Annotated in this window: 25 protein-coding genes; 13 read left to right on the forward strand and 12 right to left on the reverse strand. The window is 42.1% G+C overall.

What is annotated here, in order from left to right:
* Window positions 1–547 precede the first annotated feature (547 nt).
* Window positions 548–1,687: an FAD-binding oxidoreductase gene (locus RMY00_RS25500; RefSeq protein WP_322650220.1), complete on the forward strand. Its 1,140-nt coding sequence runs from the start codon at window positions 548–550 to the stop codon at window positions 1,685–1,687.
* A 155-nt stretch (window positions 1,688–1,842) separates the two neighbouring features.
* Here the strand turns inward: RMY00_RS25500 and RMY00_RS25505 are convergent, their stop codons facing one another.
* From RMY00_RS25505 to RMY00_RS25515, 3 genes are all read right to left on the reverse strand, one after another.
* Entirely contained in the window at window positions 1,843–2,844 is a 1,002-nt protein-coding gene (locus RMY00_RS25505; protein ID WP_322650221.1) for a hypothetical protein, read from the reverse strand.
* A gap of 73 nt (window positions 2,845–2,917) precedes the next feature.
* Window positions 2,918–3,343 carry an SgcJ/EcaC family oxidoreductase gene (locus RMY00_RS25510; protein ID WP_322650222.1) on the reverse strand — a complete coding sequence of 142 codons (426 nt, stop codon included), beginning with the start codon at window positions 3,341–3,343 and terminating at the stop codon, window positions 2,918–2,920.
* 72 nt (window positions 3,344–3,415) lie between these two features.
* Complete coding sequence (locus tag RMY00_RS25515; RefSeq protein ID WP_322650223.1) at window positions 3,416–4,039, reverse strand: NAD(P)-dependent oxidoreductase; 624 nt, start codon at window positions 4,037–4,039, stop codon at window positions 3,416–3,418.
* Between the two features lie 148 nt (window positions 4,040–4,187).
* Between RMY00_RS25515 and RMY00_RS25520 the strand changes: the two genes are divergently transcribed.
* From RMY00_RS25520 to urtD, 6 genes are all read left to right on the forward strand, one after another.
* Window positions 4,188–5,072, forward strand: a complete 885-nt coding sequence (locus tag RMY00_RS25520; RefSeq protein ID WP_322650225.1) for a LysR family transcriptional regulator — start codon at window positions 4,188–4,190, stop codon at window positions 5,070–5,072.
* A gap of 264 nt (window positions 5,073–5,336) precedes the next feature.
* Window positions 5,337–5,759 (forward strand): ester cyclase, encoded by a 423-nt coding sequence (locus tag RMY00_RS25525; protein ID WP_322650226.1) that lies wholly within the window; start codon window positions 5,337–5,339, stop codon window positions 5,757–5,759.
* Between the two features lie 562 nt (window positions 5,760–6,321).
* Window positions 6,322–7,638, forward strand: coding sequence for an urea ABC transporter substrate-binding protein (urtA, locus tag RMY00_RS25530; protein WP_322650227.1), 1,317 nt, complete (start codon window positions 6,322–6,324; stop codon window positions 7,636–7,638).
* Window positions 7,639–7,735: 97 nt separating this feature from the next.
* Entirely contained in the window at window positions 7,736–8,896 is a 1,161-nt protein-coding gene (locus RMY00_RS25535; protein WP_322650228.1) for an ABC transporter permease subunit, read from the forward strand.
* Between the two features lie 31 nt (window positions 8,897–8,927).
* A complete protein-coding gene (gene urtC, locus RMY00_RS25540; RefSeq protein WP_322650230.1) occupies window positions 8,928–10,046 on the forward strand; it encodes an urea ABC transporter permease subunit UrtC in 1,119 nt (372 codons plus the stop codon).
* A complete protein-coding gene (gene urtD, locus RMY00_RS25545; protein WP_322650231.1) occupies window positions 10,021–10,767 on the forward strand; it encodes an urea ABC transporter ATP-binding protein UrtD in 747 nt (248 codons plus the stop codon). Before urtC ends, urtD begins: the two co-directional genes overlap by 26 nt.
* A gap of 21 nt (window positions 10,768–10,788) precedes the next feature.
* On the opposite strand, the gene RMY00_RS25550 is transcribed toward urtD, so the two are convergent.
* The 4 genes from RMY00_RS25550 to RMY00_RS25565 form a co-directional block, all read right to left on the reverse strand.
* The gene (locus RMY00_RS25550) at window positions 10,789–11,202 is read right to left on the reverse strand and encodes an Imm1 family immunity protein (protein WP_322650232.1); all 414 of its coding nucleotides are present in this window, start codon (window positions 11,200–11,202) and stop codon (window positions 10,789–10,791) included.
* 8 nt (window positions 11,203–11,210) lie between these two features.
* Entirely contained in the window at window positions 11,211–11,609 is a 399-nt protein-coding gene (locus tag RMY00_RS25555; protein ID WP_322650233.1) for a deaminase, read from the reverse strand.
* A 167-nt stretch (window positions 11,610–11,776) separates the two neighbouring features.
* Complete coding sequence (locus tag RMY00_RS25560) at window positions 11,777–12,385, reverse strand: Uma2 family endonuclease (protein ID WP_322650234.1); 609 nt, start codon at window positions 12,383–12,385, stop codon at window positions 11,777–11,779.
* Between the two features lie 137 nt (window positions 12,386–12,522).
* A complete protein-coding gene (locus tag RMY00_RS25565) occupies window positions 12,523–12,906 on the reverse strand; it encodes a hypothetical protein (RefSeq protein ID WP_322650235.1) in 384 nt (127 codons plus the stop codon).
* Between the two features lie 177 nt (window positions 12,907–13,083).
* Between RMY00_RS25565 and RMY00_RS25570 the strand changes: the two genes are divergently transcribed.
* From RMY00_RS25570 to urtE, 3 genes are all read left to right on the forward strand, one after another.
* Window positions 13,084–13,341 carry a hypothetical protein gene (locus RMY00_RS25570; RefSeq protein ID WP_322650236.1) on the forward strand — a complete coding sequence of 86 codons (258 nt, stop codon included), beginning with the start codon at window positions 13,084–13,086 and terminating at the stop codon, window positions 13,339–13,341.
* A gap of 84 nt (window positions 13,342–13,425) precedes the next feature.
* Entirely contained in the window at window positions 13,426–14,097 is a 672-nt protein-coding gene (locus RMY00_RS25575) for a Uma2 family endonuclease (protein ID WP_322650237.1), read from the forward strand.
* 78 nt (window positions 14,098–14,175) lie between these two features.
* Window positions 14,176–14,874, forward strand: coding sequence for an urea ABC transporter ATP-binding subunit UrtE (gene urtE, locus RMY00_RS25580; RefSeq protein WP_322650238.1), 699 nt, complete (start codon window positions 14,176–14,178; stop codon window positions 14,872–14,874).
* Here the strand turns inward: urtE and RMY00_RS25585 are convergent.
* The gene (locus RMY00_RS25585; protein WP_322650239.1) at window positions 14,837–15,577 is read right to left on the reverse strand and encodes a hypothetical protein; all 741 of its coding nucleotides are present in this window, start codon (window positions 15,575–15,577) and stop codon (window positions 14,837–14,839) included. The genes urtE and RMY00_RS25585 overlap by 38 nt on opposite strands.
* A gap of 302 nt (window positions 15,578–15,879) precedes the next feature.
* Here RMY00_RS25585 and RMY00_RS25590 point away from each other — a divergent pair, with 302 nt between their 5' ends.
* The gene (locus RMY00_RS25590) at window positions 15,880–18,564 is read left to right on the forward strand and encodes a calcium-binding protein (protein ID WP_322650240.1); all 2,685 of its coding nucleotides are present in this window, start codon (window positions 15,880–15,882) and stop codon (window positions 18,562–18,564) included.
* Window positions 18,565–18,792: 228 nt separating this feature from the next.
* Here RMY00_RS25590 and alaS read toward each other — a convergent pair whose 3' ends face one another.
* Window positions 18,793–21,435: an alanine--tRNA ligase gene (gene alaS, locus RMY00_RS25595; protein WP_322650241.1), complete on the reverse strand. Its 2,643-nt coding sequence runs from the start codon at window positions 21,433–21,435 to the stop codon at window positions 18,793–18,795.
* A 276-nt stretch (window positions 21,436–21,711) separates the two neighbouring features.
* Here alaS and RMY00_RS25600 point away from each other — a divergent pair, with 276 nt between their 5' ends.
* Entirely contained in the window at window positions 21,712–21,873 is a 162-nt protein-coding gene (locus tag RMY00_RS25600) for a cation transporter (RefSeq protein ID WP_322650242.1), read from the forward strand.
* A gap of 856 nt (window positions 21,874–22,729) precedes the next feature.
* Entirely contained in the window at window positions 22,730–23,758 is a 1,029-nt protein-coding gene (locus RMY00_RS25605; protein WP_322650243.1) for a diguanylate cyclase, read from the forward strand.
* Between the two features lie 29 nt (window positions 23,759–23,787).
* Here RMY00_RS25605 and RMY00_RS25610 read toward each other — a convergent pair whose 3' ends face one another.
* The 3 genes from RMY00_RS25610 to RMY00_RS25620 form a co-directional block, all read right to left on the reverse strand.
* Window positions 23,788–24,480 (reverse strand): ATP-dependent Zn protease, encoded by a 693-nt coding sequence (locus tag RMY00_RS25610; protein ID WP_322650244.1) that lies wholly within the window; start codon window positions 24,478–24,480, stop codon window positions 23,788–23,790.
* Window positions 24,481–24,502: 22 nt separating this feature from the next.
* Entirely contained in the window at window positions 24,503–24,682 is a 180-nt protein-coding gene (locus RMY00_RS25615) for a hypothetical protein (protein ID WP_416212104.1), read from the reverse strand.
* Between the two features lie 219 nt (window positions 24,683–24,901).
* Complete coding sequence (locus RMY00_RS25620; RefSeq protein ID WP_118170349.1) at window positions 24,902–25,645, reverse strand: response regulator transcription factor; 744 nt, start codon at window positions 25,643–25,645, stop codon at window positions 24,902–24,904.
* Window positions 25,646–25,714: the final 69 nt, after the last annotated feature.

Genomic DNA, 25,714 nt, shown 5'->3' on the forward strand with positions numbered 1-25,714 from the left:
GGCGTAGCCCGTCGTAGACATCGCCTCGATCATACTTTGATAATGATGTATAATTTTATACTTCTCAAGCAGTAGTTGGAAAATTTTTATTAATAATTCTCAAGTTTTAACGGAAATAAATTATGCATAATTTTAGTAATATTAGTTACTAAAATATCTATATAACTGAGTACAAATTATTTTTTCAGCGATTGACAAATAAAAAACATACAATTTTTCTTGTGGGGTGGACATCTTGTCCACCCCAAGCCTTGGGGGGGCGAGACGCCCACTCTACAAGATTGGATAATTTATTTCTTGGTAATCTCTCTTTGAGACGCTTTGCGAACGTAGCGCTAGCGAGTCCGCGAACGTCATTATCAATTACTAATTACCTTAACCAATGAAAAAAAGGATGCAAGCCCCTGAATTTATTTATGGAAAAGAAAAAATGCAAAGCAACATTAATTCAAGCCCCAGGATTTATCCGTGGGGTCTTCAATTTTGAATTTTGAATTTTGAATTTTGAATTCCCCGCAAGGGTTGACCTATTTATAATTTGCAAAATATGAAAACCTACGACTGGATTGTTGTTGGTGGTGGAATTACTGGCGCTGCACTCTCCTACGAACTAGCGAAGAAAAGTTTTGCTGTACTTTTGCTAGAACAAGATGTTACACCACAAAATGCAACTCGTTATAGTTATGGTGGACTTGCTTATTGGTCAGGTACTACACCACTCACTCGGCAATTGTGCGAAGAAGCGATCGCGCGTTACCATATCCTATCTCAAGAGTTAGACGCTGATATCCAATTTCGGGAACTAGATTTATTACTTACTATTTCTGCCCATAGCGACTCAGAAGCAACGGCTGCATCATATAATCATTTTGCCATTCCACCCCGTTTATTGAGTGTTCAAGAAGCTTGTGAGTTGGAACCACTGCTAAATAGAGAGGCGATATCTGGTGCTTTAACTGTCAAACACGGTCATATCCACCCAGAAAAAACAGCACAAGCATATATGCAAGCTTTTGAGCGGGCTGGGGGTGAAATGCAGATTACCCAAGTATTGCAAATATTGCAAGATGGTGTAAAAACAACTACTGGAACTTTCCACAGTGCAAACGTTGTCATCTGTGCAGGTGGACTCAGCCGCCAACTACTAAAATCTGCTGGTATTCCCGTCAAGCTGTATTTTACCCACGCAGAAATTATTAAAACCCCACCTGTTGATGTGCAGTTACGCACCTTAGTTATGCCAGCTAATCTGCAACGATTTCAACTAGAAGCCCAATCCTCTCAAGTTGATGAATTGTGGAATCAACCAGGTAATGAGCCAGTACCGCCAATTTTAGATGCGGGTGCGATTCAGTTTCAAGATGGTAGCTTTCGCATCGGTCAAATTAGCCGCGTTCTCACAGATCCTCAAGCTCAGGTAAACTCAGATGTAAGCGAAAAATGGTTGCGAAAAGGTGCTGGTCAAATTTTACCAGCATTAGAGCATTTACCAGGGACTTGGCATCATTGTTTGGTGGCATTTAGTAGCAATCAACTTCCCTTAATTGGTGCTATCCCAGAATTGGAAGGCGTTCATGTTTTCTCTGGATTTAGTAATCCGCTAGTACTTATACCACCTTTGGCAAAGCGCTTTGCTAATTTTGCAACTGGCCAGGAAGATGAAATTATTACAAAAATATTAATCTAAGAGCTGATTCGTAAATAAAATCTTAATGATACCCAATTTATTGCTGGGTATGACTTTCAGGCGAGGGAACGTGGAACTTTGATTGCTCCACGCCCGGAGATCGGCTAATAGTTAGTGAAGTGATGCTTCTGATTTTCTTGAGATCGTCACCAGCGTCACGTCCCGAGAAGCTCGGGTACAAAAATGTCCTCGCAAGTGAGCCGCCGCTTTGACAAGCCCTGCTCAAAATGATATCGCAGGAAAGTGTCAACAGCCTTGCGGTTCGCCTCCAGACCGTAGGGCCACCAGTCGTCACCCAGCAGGGTGCGATCCTCGTTTACAAGTTTGCTGAACCAAGGCATCATGGTTGCCATGTTGTTGAAAATCATGCCCTTTTTATACTGCTCCCGGACAGCATCTTTGGCATCGCAGAAGCCTTTGTAAACTGCCTTCACAACTTCGGGCCGCTCCAAAGCCAGTTCCTTGCGAACGACGACCACGTGCATGATTGGAAAAATACCCGTGCGCTGGTAATAGGCACGCTCGATCGCCTCATAGTCTTCAAACAGATGGGCGACCTTCGGCGACTTTTCCAGCACGCACTTGGGTACATCCGCAGCAATCAGCGCATCAATTTCTCCCTGTTTGAGCATTTCTCCTAAATCCGTTTCTTCAGGAGCCTGTTCAACTTCAACGTTCGCAGGATGCGGGTGCGGAATGAAGTCAATCGGCTTCAAGGGCCAGTCAAGCGTGCCAACGATCCAACGGCACTGGTCGGGCGTTACGCCATAGTCGTCCGACAATATCCCCTTGGGCCACACACCCGCGTCGTGACCGTAGACCGCAAACTCACCGATGGTTTTGCCCACAAGATCGTTCGGTGTTTTGATGCCGCTCGCCTTGTTGATGTAAATCGCCGAGTGCCGGAAACAGCGATTCGGGAATACAGGAATGGCGATGAAAGGCGGTTCTTCAAAATCCATCGTGCGTAGAAAATACGTCATTCCAAGTTCCGACACGTCAAAGGCATGCTTTCGGATCATGCCTTCAAAAACTTCGGTGACGATGGGGTTGCTATGAAAGGTGGCATCGACTCCATCAATTTTGACAGTGCCATCCGCCAAAATGCGAGTCCGGTCGTATTCCCCGAAGGCAATTTCAAGTTTCGTATTATTCATGCTATTGTTTCGTCTCGAACAATTCTGTTTAAGTGTGGTGCGTTTGCCCTGGGCCGCAGCCGCCTGTCACGCTTCATTCAGAAATTGGCACAGTCCCTGTGTTGTGGAAAGCGGTAATCTGCCAGGTGTTCTCCTTGCGGGTTGTTACGGCTGTCCAGACACCTATATTTTCTATTCGATGTACTTCATCAGGATTCTTCTGTCCAGTAGTTTCCCAAGTGGTATGTGCGACTGCCACATCCGGGGTGAGGAATTTAATTTGGGTGTCAGTAATAGTCATCTGGTTATTGCTTAAGAACGACGCCAGCGCCTGCGCGTGTGCTTGTTTCGTCTCGATCCGCCCTTTATACCAACGACCCATGACATCCACGAAATCGATATCCTCGGCAAACAACGTCACCAAGTGCTCCGCATCTTTAGCGTTCCACGCCTCGGCAAATGTTGTCATCACTGCTTTGATTGCCGCTTCATTCTTTGCACTGGTTTCTGTTGTAAACATAATGATTGTTCTCACTAATGATTTGTAACGAACACGCTGCTGGCCCAAAAAGAGAGTGTAGCCGAAGAGTTCTTAGCTATTTGCGATCGTCACGGCTTGATGGAGGTATTCGTTACCGTTAAGCTGGGCAAGCATGAAGGCAGCCAAGTCGGCACGGGTAATTTTATGGGCCTTCTCGCCCGTTTCGGCATCGAAGACTCGAACGTTCCCTTTGGCGGGGTCGTCGTTGAGGAGGGCTGGGCGAAGAATCACCCACTCCAGACCGCTCGACTCGACAGCAGACTCCATTGCCGCTTTGTCCTTATCTGCGCCACGCAAAAAGGTCGAAATCAGTAAACGCTCATACAGAGTGGCATTCGCCTCACTATCCCCTTCGCCAATCATTGAAGTTACCACCAGACGGCGCACACCGTTTCGCTGCATGGAAGCAATGATTGTCTTGGCGGCACTCGATTCAAGCGTAGTTGCCTTGTAAGGCGTTTTGCCGCCAATCGTGTCAATAACAGCGTCTTGACCGAGGACTGCTGCATCCATTGCGTCACCGTCGGTGGCGTCACCTTCAATGACGCGAACATCCGAGACTTCGTATTCGTCAGCTTTGTGAACGAAGGCCGTGACCTGATGACCAGCGGCCACAGCCTGTTCGACTACAGCTCTACCGGTCTTGCCGGCGGCTCCTATGACTAAGACTTTCATGTTTTAACTATCCTATGTAACGCTGTACTTGACATCTTTTAGTATGATTAATCAACTTGTATAGATAAAGGTGGTTTTTATGAATTGATTGTTTGTAATATTGGACAATAGCAGAGTGCAGATACTCTCATCGCAGTGAGTGCAGGTTATGGACGATTTGAATGCTGTTTTAGTATTTCTCAAAGTCGCACAACTGGGAGGATTTGTCGCAGCAGCACGATCGCTGGACTTGCCTAAATCTACCGTCAGTGTGAAGGTCAATGAGCTAGAGCAACGGCTAAAAGTCCGATTATTTCATCGCACCACGCGACGGGTTTCTCTAACTGAAGAAGGACGGCTGTATTACGAAAACTGTTTACCCATTCTTGATGCGTTACATGACGGTAATGATGCGATCGCAAGCCTCCAGGAGCATCCGCAGGGTATTATGCGAGTGACAGCCACCGTCTTGTTTGTGCAGTCTTTTCTCGCACCCAATTTGCCGGAGTTTCTGCTGACCTACCCCAATATTCAAGTGATTCTCCATGCAACGACTGAATACAAAGATATTGTGAAAGAAGGATACGATCTAGCGATTCGGATTGGGGAATTGCACGATTCATCCCTGATCGTGCGGCGGATTAGCACAGATCGCATGAAACTCTTTGCCAGCGCGACCTATCTCAAAACCGCTGGCGAACCAAAAGCGATCGCTGATTTGATCGGTCATGCGTTGCTTTGTATGGCTCATCGTCAGAACAATGTGAGCTGGACATTGCACAATGAACAGCAGGAAACAGTAACGCTCTCCTTTCGTCCACGACTACTCAGCAATGACGTTGCCCCCATTTATCAAGCAATCGTTGCTGGAGTAGGAATTGGGCTGCTGCCGGAATTTCTGTTTCAGCAGGAGTTACAGGGTGGGGATATAGTAAACGTCTTGCCTCAATGGTCACTGGCTCCAGTCCCAATTAACGCACTTTATCCTAGCCGAAAATATATTCCCACAAAAGTCAAGGTCTTTCTAGAGTTCCTTGAGCAAAAGATGCGCTAAAGGACTTCCAGAAAATAAACTATACAGAATTCAAATGATCATCATTTTTAGGAATTAGTTGAGAATAATTATAATTTGGCTATTGAAAAACAAATTTTTAGAGACGAATGGCACGTTTGTAAAGCTATCCCTCTTCTAAGAATAGAGATATATGGTGCAATGATTTTAATTCAATCTTAAACTTGGTTAATTGACAATAGTGCAGCTTGTCTGTCTAAATAAATAACTAGAGTTCGCCTAATTTTCAGTAGAGGAACAGCAGCAATGTCTTCCATTGAGGACAACAAAATCATTGCTCAACGATGGATGGAACTTATTAGCGAGCATAAAATCGAAGAAATTTGCGAGATAACCGCCCCGAATTGGAAAATCCACGGTAGTTTACCAGGACTTCCCCTTGGCCCTGAAGGAGTACGCAAACTCTTTGGTTCATTTGGCCCTATCCAGCAGAAATGGACAATTGAAGACGTAATCGCTGAAGGTGACAAAGTTGTTGTGCGTGCGACTAATACCTGCATCCAAGAGAGTTTTTTTGGCATACCTAGTCGCGGCCGTCAGCAGATATTCACTGTTACATTCATTCATTATATTGCCGACGGCAAAATCGTCGAAACCTGGCGAAACGCTGACGACCTTGGACGAATTCTTCAGCTTGGCGCACGGATTGAACGAGGAATATCTGAGTAATAGCAGTAGTTGATTAAAACTATTGTTGTGTTAACTAGCTATTTGTTCAGCACAGACCAGAATTTTGAAAAAAGATAAATAAAATAAACTCTTAGTTTGTAGTGAGCGATTTATCGCTCAGAGCAAGGATTATTGGGACTAAAGTCCTTACTACAAACTTGAAATTTATTTAGGGAACTCCAAAAAATAAATTATCCAATTTGTCTACTCAACTAGACTTCTTTCTTCCTTGTCTTCCTTGTCCCTCTGCTATGGAATATTTTTTTACTTGGAAGTCCCTTATGCCCAGATACTTAGCAGTTTTTAACTGTCTAGAATCAAAGACGTTTGTGAAAGAGAAAGCTTTTGTTCTTCCATAACGTGTTGCATAGATATGAGAATCTTTATAAAGTTAACAAAGCTTAATCTTAAAAAGTTTATTTTTTATTACAAAAACAAAGATTTTTGTATAAGACGTCACTTTTTACTAGTAAACTATCGCACTATTATCACACTTTAAAGTTTGATATTGTCAGCTTTCTATTAAGTTAGCTGATTCATCTACAGGAAAATTCATAAACAGATGAGAAGACAATTTAACCGACGCAAGTTTATAATCTACGGTTCTTTAACTTTTGGAAGCAGCTTTTTTCTGAAGGCTTGCGCGAATAATTCCCCAACTGCTACAGAGAGTCCAGCCGCACCTCCTACTGCATCTCCAGCTGCTGCTACTGCTGGTGGCACAATCAAAATAGGTATTTTGCACTCCCTTAGTGGCACAATGGCTATTAGTGAAAAAAGCGTTGTCGATGCTGAAAAATTAGCAATCAAAGAAATTAACGCTGCTGGTGGTGTCTTAGGTAAACAAATCGAAGCAGTCACCGAAGATGGTGCTTCTAACTGGGATACTTTTAGAGAAAAGGCAACTAAGCTAATCGATCAAGATAAAGTCGCTGTAGTTTTTGGTTGTTGGACATCTGCTAGCCGCAAGAATGTTAAGCCAGTATTCGAGAGCAAAAATCACATGCTCTGGTATCCTGTACAATATGAAGGTCAAGAGTGTTCTAAAAATATTTTTTACACTGGTGCAGCTCCAAATCAACAAATTGAACCATCTGTTGATTGGCTGTTAAAAAATAAAGGAAAAGAATTTTTCTTAGTTGGCTCTGATTACGTTTTTCCCCGCACTGCTAATACAATTATTAAAGCTCAATTAGAAGCTTTGGGCGGAAAAACAGTTGGTGAAGATTATTTACCTCTTGGCAATACAGAAGTTACACCAATTATCACTAAAATTAAGCAAGCTTTGCCTAATGGAGGTGTAATTTACAATACTCTGAATGGTGATAGCAATGTTGCTTTCTTCAAACAATTGAAAGGTGCGGGATTGACACCAGAAAAATATCCTTCCATGTCTGTCAGTATTGCTGAAGAAGAAGTTAAAGCAATTGGTGTAGAGTATCTCAAAGGTCACTATGCAGCTTGGAACTATTTTCAAACAGTAGACACACCTGCTAACAAAAAGTTTGTTGCAGCTTTTAAGAAAGAATACGGTGAAAATCGGGTGGTAAATGACCCAATGGAAGCAGCATACATCGCTATTTATTTGTGGAAGCAAGCAGTAGAAAAAGCTGGTACTACAGACATAGCGAAAGTGAGTGCTGCGGCCTATGGTCAAACTATAGATGCACCTGAAGGTAAAGTGACAATGGACGCCAATCATCACATATCCAAAGTTGTGCGGATTGGTCAAGTTAGACAAGATGGTTTGTTTGATATTGTTTATGCTACTCCGACAGCAGTTGAGCCAGTTCCTTGGAATCAATTTGTAAAAGAGACTAAGGGATTTGCTTGTGATTGGAGTGACCCGGCTAAGGGTGGTAAGTACAAGAAAGTTTAATTTCTTAGTCATTGGTCATTGGTCATTAGTCATTAGTCATTAGTCATTAGTGAATAACAGATGATACATGACTAATGAAAATATGTAGGAGAAATAAGTGTTAGCAGGATTTTTAGAAGCTGTATTTAATGGTATTAGTATTGGCGCTGTATTATTAATTGCTGCATTGGGACTAGCCATTATATTTGGATTGATGGGCGTTATCAATATGGCACATGGTGAATTGATGATGTTCGGCGCTTATACAACATTTGTTGTGCAAAATGCATGTAAACAGTTAGGCGGAGTATGGTTTGAAGTCTATATATTTTTGGCTTTGATTATCGCTTTTATTTTCACGGGTACTGTGGGATTAATTTTAGAGAAAGGCGTGATTCGTTATCTCTATGGAAGACCATTAGAAACTCTATTGGCAACTTGGGGAGTGAGTTTAATTTTTCAGCAGTTTGTTCGCAGTGTAAATTGGGTATTGATAATTGCTATAGGCTTATTTTCTTTGTTATTTTTTGGAGGTTTATGGATTTTAAATTCTCGCACTGATTTGGGAAGAGTTCGTAACTGGATTGTGGCGGTAATATTTTTATTATCGCTGGGGGTGACAATAGCAACAGGCAATTTATTGAGTCAAACTTATCAGTTAGCAGTGACTCAACCTTGGTTTGGCGCTCAAAATGTGGATGTGACTGCGCCTACTTGGTTGCAGGGAGGGATGTCTTTAGGTGGTGTGCAGTTACCCTTTGCTAGGTTATTTATTATTGGTTTAACAATAATCTGTGTGGCGGGAATTTATCTATTCTTGCAACGTTCTACCTGGGGTTTAAAAATTCGGGCTGTGACGCAAAACCGCAGTATGAGTGCTTGTTTGGGTATCCCAACTCAAAAGGTTGATGCAATTACTTTTGCACTAGGTTCTGGTTTAGCTGGTGTGGCTGGATGTGCAATTAGTTTGCTTGGTTCTGTAGGGCCAAATACGGGACAAAACTATATTATTGATACTTTTATGGTGGTTGTAGTTGGGGGTGTGGGAAATTTAGCCGGGACGATTGTGGCGGCGTTGGGTATTGGTACGGCTAATTTTTTAATTGGTTCTGGGACTCTGGCTTTGTTGTTGAGTCCTGTTAAGCCTTTGGCTGATTTGTTTAGCTTTTTTGCGACGACGAGTATGGCTAAGGTGATGGTGTTTGCACTGATTATTGTGTTTTTACAGTGGAAGCCTGGGGGGATTTTTCCGCAGAAGGGACGTACTGTTGATGTTTAAAACGAACCGCCAAGACGCCAAGGACGCCAAGATGAGAAAGAAGAGAGGAGGATTATTAATTGAGGTGGGGGTAGTGGTTACGATCGCACTTTTCCTCATTATTATTATGCCACTGGTGCTGACGGAGTTTCGTCTAAATTTGTTGGGACGATTTTTGTCGCTGGCGATTGTGGCTTTGGGTATCGATTTGATTTGGGGGTATACTGGTTTATTGAGTTTGGGACATGGTATTTTCTTTGGTTTGGGTGGATATGCGATCGCAATGTACCTAAAGCTGCAAGTCCCTACTGGTGAATTGCCTGATTTCATGAGTCTTTATGGGGTTACGGAACTTCCCGCTTTTTGGAAACCTTTTTATTCTTTTCCTTTGACAGTAGCTTTTGTGGTAATAATTCCAGGGTTGTTGGCGGGATTGTTGGGATATTTGGTTTTCCGAAATCGCCTCAAGGGAGTTTATTTTTCTATCTTGACTCAAGCCGGAACTATTGTATTTTTTAACTTCTTTAACGGTCAACAACAGTTTTTCAACGGTACAAATGGACTGATAGATTTTACAACTTTGTTTGGGGCAACGGTCAGTGATGCGAAAACGCAATTTGTTTTCTACACGCTGACGGTGCTGTTTCTCGCAGCCACTTACGGAATTTGTCGCTGGTTGACAACTGGACGCTTTGGCAGATTGTTGATAGCTATCCGTGATGATGAAAGTCGGGTAAGATTTTCTGGCTATGACCCTACAGATTTTAAGGTATTGGTGTTTGCAGTTTCAGGTGCGATCGCAGGCATCGCAGGAGCATTTTACACCATTCAAAGTGGTTCTGTTTCACCCAGAGCAATGGATATTGCTTTTTCCATTGAAATGGTGATTTGGGTAGCTGTAGGCGGACGCGCTACTTTGATTGGCGCGATTGTGGGAACTTTGTTAGTAAATTATGCCCGCACTTTTTTAAGCGAACAATTTGCAGAAATCTGGCTATTTTTTCAAGGCGCACTATTTTTGATAGTCGTTACAGTGCTTCCTGACGGCATAGTGGGATGGTTGCGTAGTCAGAATATTTCTTTTTTCCACCGCCGTCAACAAATTGCTACATATCCCACCTTGGAAGAAGACCCCGAAGTGCAACATGAACGCGAAAATATTGGAAACTGAAAACGTAACTGTTAGTTTTGACGGTTTTAAGGCGCTAAATCAGCTTAACTTTAGTATGGATGTGGGTGAATTACGAGTAGTAATTGGCCCCAACGGCGCTGGAAAGACAACGTTTCTGGATGTGATTACGGGGAAAGTTCAGCCAACGGTTGGGCGAGTTATGTTCAAAGGAAGAAACCTGCGTTCTTTACCTGAATATAAAATTGCGCGATTAGGAATTGGGCGCAAGTTTCAAACACCCCGAATTTACTTAAATTTAACGCCCCGTGAAAATCTAGAAATTACTAGCAACCGCAATAAAAACGTCTTTTCTACTTTGTTTAGCCGTTCTCCTTCTGCTGAAAAAAATAGTATTAAAGGATTATTAGAAACTATCGGTTTAACTGCTAAAGCTGACATCAGAGCAGGTTTACTTTCCCACGGAGAAAAGCAACGTTTAGAAATTGGGATGTTAGTAGCACAGTCTCCAGACTTATTACTCGTTGATGAACCCGTTGCTGGTTTAACAGATGAAGAAACTTACAATATTGGTGAATTACTTTTAGCACTAGCACAAAGTCATTCCATTTTAGTAATTGAACACGATATGGAATTTGTGCGTCAAATTGCCAAGAAAGTAACAGTGTTACATGAAGGTTCGGTGTTGTGCGAAGGGAATTTTGAGGAAGTTCAAAATGATTCTCGTGTAATTGAAGTATATTTAGGAAAACAGGAAGAATGAAACAATTCGCAATACGCATTTTTATACCCGCTCAACAACTTCATCTTTTTCCCAAATAACAGATTCTTCCATTGTCCCAAGCTCCACGAAAGCTTTGGCAGCTTTAAGGGTTGTATTCAGGTCAACGCAGGACGAAGCTGGATAAACACCTTCTTGCCCCCCAACTATCACGAATTCATCTATATCTGATTTAGATGGGTCAACAAGATAGTGAAAACTCTCATTATCAAATGTCAAATAGACTACATATTTTCCTAAACCACCACCTACAGCCATGTGAGTTTCGCTATCTGTTTCTAAGGTTACAAGTGTTTTGTGATGCCCGTCTAACTCTCTAATAGCTGATTCTATTTCTTTCCAACTATGCGCTTGCTCTACACAACCCTTGTTCTGATTTCCAATCCAATCTTCAACTGAAAATTTTGTTATGAACATAATTAACCTCACTTCAATGTAATTGTCTGACGACCGCTAGGGCTAATAACTTCTATTTCTTCTAAACCAAGCTGTCTAGCCATTCCTTTCACACCTCCGTTCTGACCACATGCTCTGCAAAGATCCCGATCGACTATTAAACGCGCTCGGTCTCCTCTTAATCCTGCATCAAAGGCTTGTTGGAAAGCATCAGCTTCAGCGTGTGTGCGACTAATTGGATTTACTTTAAGTGTAATCTTTCTGCAATTGGGATTGCTGCCAGCACTGATACCAAAAAATACGCTACTACCTATCTCTAACTTTGCGATTGTAGCGCGATCGTCCTCACTACCTGCTGGAGTCAGACCAAGTTGTTGCCTATACTCTGCTAATTCTTCAAAAATAAGCTTATATTTAAGCTGTTGCATCTCCAATGCTGGAGCTAAAGTGTTTATATCTGGATTTTTTACTACCTCTTCTGAGCCAACAGGACAGCTATAAACTAACTTCTCTTCTCTACGAGAGGCTGCGCCAATGAGACCTCTTGCTAGCTTGCTTCCCGGTAGGGGTACGTTAAGCTGCGCGATTGCATTTTCTATTTCCCTAGTAATTCTGGTCGGTTTGCGCTGTTAAATACCTGTTCTACTGTTAGCATCCAATCAACAATTACCACTGATTCTATGCAAGCCGCACCTGTAAATATCCTATCCTCATACTGTCCCTCTACCCACTGGCAAATTGTAATTTGTTGCATCTGTGGGTCAACAATCCAATACTCTAATATTTCCCTAGCAGCATACTCCGTCCGCTTGTAGCGATAATCACGAACACTGTTTGCTGTCCCCGGTGAAACAATTTCAATCACTAGCGCAGGCGGTGGCATATCACGGGTGAGGGTAGCACGAGTAGCACCGATAAGCGCAGCATAAGATTCTTCTGTGTGAACCATTAAGTCAGGTAAACGACATCTCGCACGTCGCCCCGCCACCTCAATTTCTGTATCCTTATGAGCAACTAAATAAAATGCGAAATGTTTTAGGAGTTCAACGAATAGAAATCTTGCCAGATTGCTATTTTCCTGACTTTCTGGTGGCATCTCGACTAGTTCTCCATCCACCAACTCATAGCGCGTGTCTGTACCATCGTTATAGGTAAGATATTCCTCAAAGGTCAGCAGTTTTTGGGTTTTCGTCGTTTGGGTCATTTGCTTTGCCTTTTTACCCTACACAGACTACCACTAAATGTTATTGCCATTCTAATCGAATACGGTTCAGTTAAAGAGAATCGTAAGTTGGGGAGCCACTGCCCTATTTCAGTTGTAAAAAATATCAGTGGTGACTGTTATTTGGCTACAGTTGCTTGTTCTGCAAGATTTTTTAAACGGCTCGCTCTCATTTTGCGGATGCGATCGCTATCGCGAACTCCACCCGCCATTTCATATTCAGCGCTGTCTTTGCCATACTTGATAGCAACCACCATTAACATTTTCTCAGAAAGCTGTCTCAAGTTTTTTTCCATCTCTTCAACTTCTGTTAAAGAAGAGTCAACTATAGCCAGAGCCCTATTATGAACATCAAGTTTGTTACGTAGCTGTTCAATTGAATCAATCAGTTTTTCTAAAGTATAATCTTGTTCAAATTTAATGCTTGGAACAATTGATTTCATTCCAGATGCTCTTAATTCAGCTTTTTCTAAAACACGGGATGTACGTTTTTGACGAGACAATTTTCTCTTTTAAGATACTTCTAGAGCTAGCTTGCCTCAATTAAACCCGATTCCGGTTCAGCATAAATCGCAATTTATGATCGTAAAATTTTTAGCTGATATCAGTAATATTTCGGTATATAATTAGACGAAGGCAAGAGGCAAAAGGTAGAAAATACGAGAGTAGTCGCTACAGACTTGGGAGTAGTCGCTACAAACTTGGGAGTAGTCGCTACAGACTTGAGAGTAGCCACTACAGACTTGAGAGTAGTCGCTACAGACTTGGGAGTAGTCGCTACAGACTTGAGAGTAGTCGCTACAGACTTGGGAGTAATCGCTACAGACTTGGGAGTAATCGCTACAGACTTGGGAATAGTCACTACAGACTTGGGAATAGTCACTACAGACTTGGGAGTAGCCGCTACAGACTTGGGAGTAGTGGCTTCAGTATTCTAATAAAGCTTACTGGTATATCTCTTATCTTGTGGCACAATCCAGGGGCAGCGATGGTAAAGTCAAATATATGTGGAGGTGGTAACTATGACTCAAACCCTACCCAAGTTAGTAACCTTTGAACAATTTATCGAGTGGTATCCCTCAAACGGGGCGCGATATGAACTACATAAAGGAGTCATTGTAGAAATGCCACCCCCAACTGGTGAACACGAAAATGTTGTTGGATTTTTGGCGGCACAAATAACCTTCCAGTTCTTGCAAATGGGACTTCCGTTTCGCATCCCCAAAACTGCCTTTGTCAAAATTCAGAGCAACAACTCAACCTATTCTCCTGACATTTTGCTATTAAATCATGACAATCTCGTGAATGAACCTCTGTGGAGAAAGCAATCGACTGTTATTCAAGCTGCATCTATCCCACTAGCTGTTGAAGTTGTGAGTCAGTGCGTTGCGCGGGTTCCCCGCGTTGAAGCAACTGACGAACCCGTAAGGGTTAGTACTAACTGGCGAGACGACTACTATGACAAGTTCAGAGATTACGAAGAGATGGGGATTCCTGAGTATTGCATTGTAGATTATGCTGCGATCGGTGGCAAAAGATTTACTGGTAATCCTAAACAAAAAACTATTACAATTTGCGAATTAGTTGATGGAGATTATCAAATTACTGTGTTTAGGGGAAATAATTTTATTGTATCGCCTTTATTTCCCCAACTCAACTTTACAGCACAACAAATTTTTGATTCTGCTTTATAAGTTTCGGTTTGAACGTCTCGCGGCAGTCCCTACCCTCTTTACTCATTGAGATTTTTTTAATACAAACTGAATTTTATAATGCTAAAAATCTCTAACCTTGATGTTTATTACGGCGAAAGCCATATTCTTCGCAATGTAGATTTAAGTGTACCATCGGGGCAAATGGTATGCCTGATTGGACGCAATGGTGTAGGAAAATCCACATTACTAAAAACAATTATGGGTTTACTTAAACCCCGCAGTGGTACTATTAACTTAGCTGGAGAATTAATCAACTCAAAATCTCCAGACCAAAGGGCAAAGTTAGGAATTGGTTATGTCCCCCAAGGACGAGAAATTATCCCCCGTTTGACAGTTAAAGAAAATCTGCTGCTGGGGTTGGAAGCAAGACGTAAACCAGTAAAAAAAGCAGAAATTCCAGAAGAAGTTTTTAGCTTATTCCCGGTGTTAAAAACCATGCTTTCGCGGATGGGTGGTGATTTGAGTGGTGGACAGCAGCAACAATTAGCGATCGCTCGTGCTTTAATGGGAGAACCTCAATTACTCGTCTTGGATGAACCCACCGAAGGTATTCAACCCTCCATCATCCTAGAAATTGAAGCCGCAGTCCGTCGCATCGTCGAAACTACAGGCATTTCTGTTTTATTGGTAGAACAACATTTACACTTTGTTCGTCAGGCTGATTATTATTACGCTATGCAAAAAGGTGGTATTGTCGCCTCCGGTTCCACAGCCGAACTCAGCCAAGATGTGATTCAACGCTTTTTAGCTGTTTGATTTTTGATATTTCTATATCAATTGTATCTGAAGCAATCAAGTCTGCGGCTTCTTGCAAAAGCTCATGTTGTTCCTTTTGAATTGCTTCTAAGCGACTAGAAATTTCTGCTAATCGTTGTTGTTTATTTGGTTGAAAATTCTCAGGTGGCAAAACTGGCAGGTTATCAATTGTTTCAGTAGCTGTGATTCGTTGAACTGCAAAACTGCCAACTTTAGTTAAGGATAGAAAACTAACTTTAATTAAAGCCTGAAGTAATTTTATCGGAACTTGGAGTATTGACCAACTAGCTGTTTCAATCAAGCGGATGATTGCTTTGATGATGCTCCAAATTAAAGCAAGTGCAAACAGCAAAATCACTATACTAATAATTGGGTGATTAGTAGCCCAACCTAGTATTTGAACTAATCTAAAAAATATTGGGTGTTGTATCAGCCAATCACTTACAGAAGATGCGATCGCATCTTTAACTGCGCCTGATGTTGTACTCTTAAATTTATCGGCAGTTTGCCAAGTTTGTTCTAAACTTGTCGTAACTGTATCAATTGCTTTATCAGTTGTTGTAGTTGCTGTTGCCTTCAAAGAGTTCCCAACTTGTTGTGCTGAGTTACTTAGAGAGTTAACATTTTCACCGACAAAATCTTTCACGTTTTGCAAGCGTTGCAAAACTCCGTTAGATAAATGTATGTCTATTTGGGATGCCATAAAATATTTCACTGAGGTTGAAATCTAATCCGCAACCCATCTTTAGGGTGATTATTGGGAACCACAACTACCTCTAAGCGTTGGTTGGGTAATATCTCTCAATGATAACTACGTAGAAAATGAGCAGCAACAATAGACCTCTTGCAAAAGTCCCTAACACCTCACCCCCAATGCCTAAGAGCTTTTCGGGAGGGGAGCGTTTGCTTTACTCAAATGCGGGGTGGGGTTCTTTATTCTTGATTTATGCAAGAGGTCTAATCTTCATAACCTAACCTCATTAAATCGAAAATCCGGGAAAAATTATGGCAAATATGATTGGAACCAATGGGAATGATACCCTACTGGGTAGTATAGACAACGATACCTTGAGTGGTGGTGCAGGGAATAATATTCTCATTGGTGGCTATGGCAATGATATCTTGAATGTTGAATTTTCAACAGGCGATAACACCCTCAATGGTGGCGTTGGTAACGATAGCTTAAGTGCTAGAGGTTCATCAGGTAATAACCTGCTCTTTGGAGCTGATGGCAATGATTCTCTTAACATCTCTGGCTACCAAGACAGCAATAGCGAAGAATACATTGACTCTCGTTCAACAGGCAATAACACTCTCAATGGTGGCGCTGGTGACGATACATTGAGTGCTAGCGGTTCAAAAGGCAATAACTTGCTCTCTGGAGGCGATGGTAATGATTCTCTTGATATTTCTGGCAATGAGGGATCAAGCAACGACGGTTTAAGCTATTATTCCTCCATCTACTCTGGTTCTTTAGGCAATAATACCCTCAAAGGAGGCGCTGGTGACGATAGATTGAATGCTAGCGGTTCAACAGGCGATAACCTGCTCTCTGGAGGTGATGGCAATGATACTCTCTCCATCTCTGGCGACTACAGTTCCTCCCATCGTGACTTTGACGACTCTCGTTCAACAGGCAATAACACCCTCAATGGAGGCGCTGGTGACGATAGATTGGGTGCTAGCGGATCAAAAGGCGATAACCTCCTCTCTGGTGGCGATGGCAATGATTTTCTTGATATCTCTGGCCGCTACATAACAACAGGCTACTTCGACGACTTTGACTCTCGTTCAACAGGCAATAACACCCTCAATGGAGGCGCTGGTGACGATACATTGAGTGCTGGCGGTTCAACAGGCGATAACCTCCTCTCTGGTGGCGCGGGAAATGATAAATTTGTTTACAACTTGGGCGATAACAACGGGAGCAACGGCACTGATATTATCAATGATTTCGGTAGCAACAACAATGCAAGCACCGACACTGATATTATCACTGATTTCGGTGGCGTGGGTAAAGGCTCAAATCCCTCAGCAGATGTGATTGCCTCCTTAGACACCTTGCAATTTATAGGTAGTGACTTTACTGCTGAAAATTTACAATTAACTCCTCATGGTAACAACTTAGAAATCACCTTTGAAGATGTCCCTATTAGCAAAGTCATTCTGCAAAACTTCCTCTTAGAAAACCTGGATAATCTGCCAGCAACTTCTTCACTACCAGCTATTGGTAATATCTTGTTTGATGGACAAACCAGCATCACTGACAGTTTTGATGTGTTTGATGCTAATTCCACTCAAACTAGCCCTTTCAAGAAGAACAGTGTTACCTTCCTGAATGATCTAGACAATAAAATTACGGGTTTTGACAATTCCAATGATGTCATTAATGGTCAGGGGGGTGACGACATCATCGACGGATTGAGTGGTAATGATATACTTAGAGGTGGTACTGGTGACGATATTCTCATTGGCTGTGAGGGAAATGATACTCTCATTGACCGTGCAGGAAATAATACCCTCAAAGGAGGTGCTGGTAACGATAGCTTGAATGCTAGCGGTTCAACAGGCGATAACTTGCTGTATGGTGGTGATGGCAATGATTATCTTGACCTTTATGGCAGCTATTACAACGTTCCTAACTACTCCTCCAACTCTCGCTCAACAGGCAATAACACCCTAGAAGGAGGTGCTGGTAACGATAGCTTGAATGCTAGCGGTTCAACAGGCGATAACCTGCTGTATGGTGGTGATGGCAATGATTATCTTGATATCTCTAGCAAATACAAATATTATGGCAACGACATCGACTCTCGCTCAAGAGGCAATAACACCCTAGAAGGTGGCGCTGGTAACGATAGCTTGAGTGCTGACTCTTCAACAGGTAATAACACCTTTAACGGTGGCGCTGGTAACGATAGCTTGAGTGCTGACTCTTCAACAGGTAATAACACCTTTAACGGTGGCGTTGGTAACGATATCTTGAGTGCTAAATTTTTAAGAGGCAATAACACCCTAGAAGGTGGCGTTGGCAATGATTCCTTTTACGTAACGGCCATATCTTCATATAGTACCCTCTCTGATTTAGTGACTCAAACTGTAGATGGAGGTAAGGGTGAGGATTTGTTGAGAGTCGATTACGCTTACTATGCTACAGGCGGGATCACAACGACATTCAATGCCACTACTAACATTGGAGCAATTACAGCTGGCATTTATCGGGTTAATTATAAAAATATCGAACAATTAGATATTAATGGTACAAAATACGATGATTTAATTGTAGGGAGCAATGGCAACGATACCCTCTCTGGGGGTGGTAGTGGCAATGATACCCTCTCTGGGGGTGCTGGCAATGATACTCTAATTGGAGGAGCTGGTACTGATACCTTTGCGTTCGATAATTACAATCAAGGAATTGATACTATTTATGGTTTTAACGCCACTAATGAACTGATTCAAGTATCAGCTTCTTATTTTGATGGCGGGTTATCAATAGGTTCACTTAAGACAAGTGAGTTTACCATCGGAACATCTGCCACCACTAGCGAAGAGCGATTTATCTACAACAGCGCTACAGGTGGACTGTTCTTTGACCTTGATGGCAATGCGGCTGGGTTTACTCAGGTACAATTTGCTGTCTTTACTAGTGGATTGTCACTAACCGAAAAGAATTTTGTGGTTGTTTAATTTGAATTAGCGGTCTACTATCACTAAGCAATACGGGTTGTGAAGTACTATTTTTAATATCTCGCAAACAATAGTGCTGAATGTAAGTAGGGCTTGCTGATTCCATATATGAAAATGATTTTGCATAATACCAAAATCCATGTAGAGACGTAGCACTGCTACGTCTCTACATCTAGATTCATACTTCAATTCAGCAACGCCTGTCTGTGTCGTTGAAGGAGAAGATGGTTAACCCAAGGCAGACTTTAACTCACTTTCGGCTTGTTGCAACGCTTCTGGTAATTTACTCGCATCGCGTCCGCCTGCTTGGGCTAAGTTCGGTCTTCCACCGCCACCGCCACCGCAGATTTTAGCGATCGCACCTACAAATTTACCAGCTTGCAAACCTTTTTTGTTCACTTCAGAACTAAAAGCCGCAACTATACTAACTTTCCCTTCTTCAGGAACAGAACCCAGCACCACTGCACCGTTACCGATTTTTTGCAGTAAGCGTTCGGCTGCGGTTTTCAATGATTCTGGATCAACATCTTCTAATTGGGCGACAATAACTTTAGAATCGCCTACAGTTTGGGCTGTTTGCAGCAAGCTGTCAGATTTTGCGATCGCTAACTGTACCTTCAAGCTTTCCAATTCCTTTTGGGTATTTCTCAGTTCGCTTTGCAGACTTGTGATTCTGTCTGCTACTTCTTCGGGTTTAACTTTAAAGCGATCGCTCAAATCTTTAACTACTTTATCTCGCAGATTGAGATAATCCAGTATTGCTGGCCCCGAAACAGCTTCAATCCGCCGCACCCCAGAAGCCACACCAGCTTCAGAAATAATCTTGAACACGCCAATTTCAGCCGTATTACTCACATGAGTCCCGCCGCATAGTTCCATTGATACGTTGGGGAAGTCAATCACGCGCACTTCCTCGCCGTATTTTTCGCCAAACATGGCAACAGCACCCCTAGCTTTCGCCTCTGCTAAAGGTAATACTTCCACTTTTGCAGCATGTGCTTGGGCAATCCAAGTATTCACCTGTTCTTCAATTTGTTGCACTTCCTCTGCTGTCAACGCGCGGGGACAGTTGAAGTCAAAGCGCAACCTATCAAAGGAAACCAGGGAACCTGCTTGAGATATGCTATCATCAACAATTTTTTTCAAAGCTGCTTGCAACAGGTGCGTTGCGGTATGGTTAGCTTGGGCGCGACGGCGACAAGCCGGATCAATTTGAGCTGTAACATTATCGCCTACGCGCAGTGTACCGCGTTCGATGCGTCCGAAGTGAACAAAGAAATCAGATTCTTTCTTCACATCTTCCACCCGAACTACAATACCATCACCAGATATATAACCGCGATCGCCAATTTGTCCCCCAGATTCACCATAAAATGGCGTTTTGTCAAGGACAATTTGCACCTGTGTCCCCGCTTCTGCTTCCTCTTGGGCAACACCTTCTACCAAAATCGCTTCGACTTTTGCCGTCGCCGCCGATTGGGTATAGCCTAAAAACTCGGTGACTTGGATGTGTTCTGCTAATTTGTCGAGGGAACCTTGCACAGTTAAGTCGATGGTTTCGTGTGCCGCTTTGGCGCGTTCCACCTGCTTTTGCATTTCGGCATCAAATCCCGCTTCATCGACTGTAAGATTATTTTCTTCGGCAACTTCTTGAGTAAGTTCGAGAGGGAATCCGTAGGTATCATAAAGAGTAAATGCGCTTTCACCGCTAATTTGAGTTTCCCCTCGCTGTTTCACCTCTTGGATGATTTCTTCTAGGAGTTTTTCACCTCTATCCAAAGTTCTGAGGAAATTCGATTCTTCTCGTTGCAATTCAGCTTTAATTGCTGCTTCCCGTTGGCGCACATTAGGGTAAGCTGATTCAGAAAGAGCGATCGCACTTTCGGCAACTTGAGTAGTAAATTCTCCAGAAATCCCAATTAATCGCCCATGACGCACCACCCGCCGAATTAACCGCCGCAGCACATAACCCCGTCCCACATTGGAAGCGCGAATTTCATCAGCGATCATGTGCATAACAGAACGAACGTGATCGCCAATCACTTTTAGAGAAACTTTGGTTTTTTCATCACTTTTGTGGTAATCAATGCCAGCAATTTCGGCTGCTGTTTGAATAATTGGAAAAATCAGGTCAGTTTCGTAGTTATTGGGCACTTTTTGGAGGATTTGCGCTATTCTCTCCAAACCCATGCCGGTGTCGATGTTCTTATTTTGCAGTGGCGTTAAATTCCCGGAGGCATCCCGGTTATATTGCATGAAGACGAGGTTGTAAAACTCGATAAACCGAGAATCGTCTTCTAAATCTATATTTTCGTCACCGCGTTCTGGGTGGAAGTCGTAATAAATTTCTGAACAAGGGCCACAAGGGCCAGTCGGCCCAGATACCCAAAAGTTATCATCTTCGCCCAAGCGTTTAATTCTCGCTATCGGCACACCGATCTGGTCGCGCCAAATTCCAAAGGCTTCATCATCATCTTTAAAAACGCTGACGACGAGATTTTGCGGCGAAATGCCAAAGACTTGTGTGGAGATTTCCCAACCCCAAGCGATCGCTTGTTCTTTAAAATAATCACCAAAGCTGAAATTGCCCAGCATCTCAAAAAACGTCTGATGCCGTTTGGTGCGTCCGACATTTTCGATATCGTTGGTGCGGATACACTTTTGCGAAGTCGTAGCCCGCTTAAATTCTGGTGTGCGCTGCCCCAAGAATATCGGCTTAAATGGTAGCATCCCCGCGATCGTCAGCAGCACGGTTGGATCTTCTGGCACGAGGGAGGCACTTGGGAGAATTTGGTGATTCCGTTGGGCAAAGAAGTTGAGAAATATGTTGCGAATTTCGTTACCGCTTAAGTACTGAGGATTTGAAGACATAGGTATTTTTAACTTTAGACTTTAGACTTGGGCGTAGCGGCAGTAGATAGGTGTATTTTCATAAATAGCTTTATATATTCTTGCATTTTGTTTCATATTACTGCCAGCGAATTATGCCAATCCATGACATGCATACAGTGGCTATGATGTTGTTCAATCACTACTGTACTTTACTTGGGCAGGATGTGCTTAAGCGTAGCCCATTGTAAACATCGTATTTTTATCTTTAAGATTAATCCTTAAGAAATACTTTAAAACCCCATACTAAGGTAGCAAATGGTACTAAAACTAAAAGTATCAAATATTGCTTGTGAGCGATGTGCAGAAATAATTACTCAATCTATCCATCTTATGGAACTTGAAGCCAAGGTGAATATGGATGTTAATGCTGAAACTGTCACAGTGGAATCCGCAGCTTCTGAAGAGTCAATCAAGTAGGTAATTGTTGCTGCTGGTTATGCTGTTGAGGGTTATTAATTAGGTTCTAACTTTTCACAGCAGTTGAGATTTTCATATCTTAGGGTACGTTAACAAAATTTTTTATATTTTTCCGCCCGTAGATAGGGTAGGAATGAAATAATTGACCCACATTCGGGGCAGGTTTTAACATAAAGTCTTTTATTTAGCTTTCTTTTCTAGATTTATGAGGTTGTGATAAACAAAAGAAGATGTGAATTAAGTAAATAAATGAACACTGCAAAAGTCTAGACAGAAACCTTTTGTTTTTTCTACTAACATATTGTGGAACTTCACTTCAATTCAGTAATTACGCAAAATAATGGAAAAATGTAGACATAGAGCGGCTTGCCGTAGGATAGCGCAAAGGACACAAAGGAATGAGAGTTTCAGAGAGTTATTGCGTAAGCCCTAAAATTTCCATCTGTACTTGTAGGTTAGTGCATTATAGTTTTTTCTTCAAAGGAATAAATTTACTTGCTTAATGTGATCTTTTTAACAAAGTATGTTTTTGGTAATTTTATCAATGAAATAATACTTAAGATACTACATAAAGAGGTTTTTTATCCTTCAAAAATATTCAGTATTTTTACTGTTTTAAAAGCTTTCTGTAAAGAAGACATTAGTTGTCAGAAGAGTAGGTTTTAGAAACTGTAGTAAAGATAAAATCTGAAAAAGAGATGAAAGTTGGAAAAATATTGTAGATTCGGTGTCAGAAAAGCAATATATCAGCAACTAGAACTCACCGAATAAATCATATTTGGTACTAGCCAATAAGAACAGCAAGTTTTAGTAAATTAATTTCTCAAAAAGTTAAATAGGATGAAAAAAGAAAGCAATGAATATGTCTATTCTGATCTTTGGAAAAAATAACTTTATCGCTACACTTCCAGATCAGATCCGTTATGCGACTGCTTTTAGTGTAGAAGTTATAGACAATCTTAATCAAGCAGTGTCGCACATGCACATTCAAATTACGCCACCCGATATCATACTTGTGCAGGCTAGTCTGGATGGCAGTATAGAACTTTGCAGTTGGTTGAAAGACCAGACGAAACTATCCTCAATATATTGTATTCTCTTCGAGGATCGTCCCCAGCAGCTTATTGATAGAAATAAGGGTTGGCACAGGGAATTAGAGATGACTGCTGCGGCACTAAACCAAGGAGCCGATGCTTATATTTGGCATCTTCTTGATGAAAAAATAGACCATAGCTTGGCAGAATTGACCGCCAATCATGAACTAATACTTGCTCAATTAACTGTTGGCTTGCGGAAAGCACAAAAATACCGGGATTTGATTCGGACAAATGATATGTTATCAACGATCGCCTTAGCCGATTCGTTGACAGAATTAAATAATCGTCGTGCTTTAGAATGGGACTTACCCAGGCAAATAAAAAAAGCTAGAAGTCAAAAGACTTCTATGAGTTTGATTATTCTAGATGTAGATCATTTTAAAAAAGTTAACGATACTCACGGGCATTTAGTAGGCGATCGCATTTTGCAGCTACTATGTAACCGTCTGCGACACAATCTGCGCTGTCAAGACACAGCATTTCGCTATGGTGGCGAAGAATTTGTGATTCTTTTGGCTAACACTAACGATGAAGAAGCACTAGTTGTCGCCCGTCGTCTTAATCGGGTAGTTTCCGAGGAACCATTTTCAATCAGCAATAAACTGACAATTAATGTCACCATTAGTCTAGGTACAGCCTATCTGCAAGCTAAGGATGACGATCAAGGAATAAGTCTGTTGCATCGTGCCGATCAATGCTTGCTACAAGCTAAAACTGCTGGACGTAATCGGGTTATTGCCTCAAACTATTTATCTCATGTCCCACATTTAAAAGTTGTTTCTTCTTAAAAGTGGACATTGGGAAGGTTATTTAATTTTTAATTTTTAATTGTCTCCCCACTTACTCTCAACTGAGCATGACAATCTTCTACCGAAGTGTGTTGTCTCATGGCATTAACTAAAGTCTCATAATTAGACCAATTTTCTTGCAGTAGGGTTTTTGCTTGCAGGGTGTGAAACCGCAATTTCTGCTGATAAACTGATTCAGAAAATCCCAAAATTGTCAAGACTCCTATCAGCTTACTTTTATCATCGCCTCCACCCTCAGCATTATTAAAAACTAGGGTTTCAGCAGCAATACCCGCCATCCAAACAGTGCAGTAGCGGTCTAGCATTTGGGCACTGATTTTACCCACTTCCAGTTGAGATGCTAATTCGCCATCATCAAAGCTAACACCGCCTTGTCCAGGTTGCCCCTGTTTCCAAGCTTCCCATGCGCTGAGGGTGTAGCCGTTAACGGGAATACCTAACAGGTAAGCAACCAAAAAATGCCCTGCTTCGTGGTGGACGATGCGATCGCGATGTTCACTTGAAAAACCAGCAATCCAATCTAAAAAGATAGTACCACCCTTGCCTTGCAAGCTAAAGCTGTCAAAAGTAGCTATTCCCAAAATAGCGAAGGTAGCAAGCGCCGGTACTGCGGGCGATAAATTCAAGAATGGCCCCAGCAGTACCGATAAGGTCATCAGAAAGATAGATATTGCAACTAAATTTAGACTAGTCTGGCTCATTGAGAGTTTTTTAAGAATCTGCTTAATCTTTCTTCATTATCATGTGATACACAGCTTTTGTATCAAGGTGATTGTAGCGATCGCTCTTTCTACCTTTGTAATTCAAGCACAGTCCATTAATTCCATCCTGTTCATAGGCTTGTTGAGAGGTTGTTATCGAGCCTAAAGACACGTCTAAAATAGCTTGGATTTCTTCGTACAAGTAATCAAGGCATAACCAAAACTTACTTTGAGTACTTTAACTCATTGACAAAATACACTTTATTTTAAACTCTCAAGAATGCGCTTGTAGAGACGTTGTATTGCAACATCTCTACACATCAGTAAATATCACAAATAACCTTAACTAAGCGGTAAAAAATAAGAGTTTCTGAGAGTTATTGCCTAATTCATGGCTTAGTTAAGGAAATTTAACGTAATTTCATTCAACTACTGTTACCGAAGCCCCTTCATTTGCTGGAGGTACACCGGGTAATTCAAGACAGTATCCAGCACCATATACTGTCTTTATATAGCGGGGGTGGCGGGGATCTGGTTCTAGCTTGGTTCTTAAGTGGCGAATATGCACTCGAATCGTTTCTATGTCATCATCAGGATCGTAGCCCCAAACTTCTCTGAGGATTTCGCTGGGGGAAACTGTTTGACCGTGACGTTGCAATAAGCAGTGAAGTAACTCAAATTCCAAGTGAGTCAATTTCACCGTCTCATTGAACCATATTGCCTCAAATCTTTCGGGAACTAAGGTGAGTGAGCCATAGTTGAGAATTTCACTATGCTTGGCGGCTTGGGGAATGCGGTCAGTCCGCCGCAAAAGTGCCCGCACCCGCGCTAGCAGTTCTTCAACTTCAAAAGGCTTGGTGAGGTAGTCATCTGCGCCAGCATTAAAGCCTTCCACCTTGTCCTGAGTTTGGCTCAAAGCCGTCAACATTAACACGGGAATCTCAGAGGTGCGATCGTCGCGGCGTAGGCGTTGGCAAACGGTAAACCCATCTACTCTGGGCAACATTAAATCGAGCATGATCAAGTCTGGTTGCAGCTGGAGAGCCAGTGCTTGACCTTTGATGCCGTCTTCAGCTTGACTAACATCGTAGCCAGCCATTTCCAAGTTGACGGCAACTAGTTCTGAAATCGCTGGGTCATCGTCTATGACAAGAATCCTCGGCATTCTTTAAAATTATTACTACTTATTAAGGATAATTAACAACCTTTGATAGATACAAAGATTTTTGAAACG

Source organism: Nostoc sp. ChiVER01 (assembly GCF_034531155.1).
GTDB lineage: Bacteria > Cyanobacteriota > Cyanobacteriia > Cyanobacteriales > Nostocaceae > Nostoc.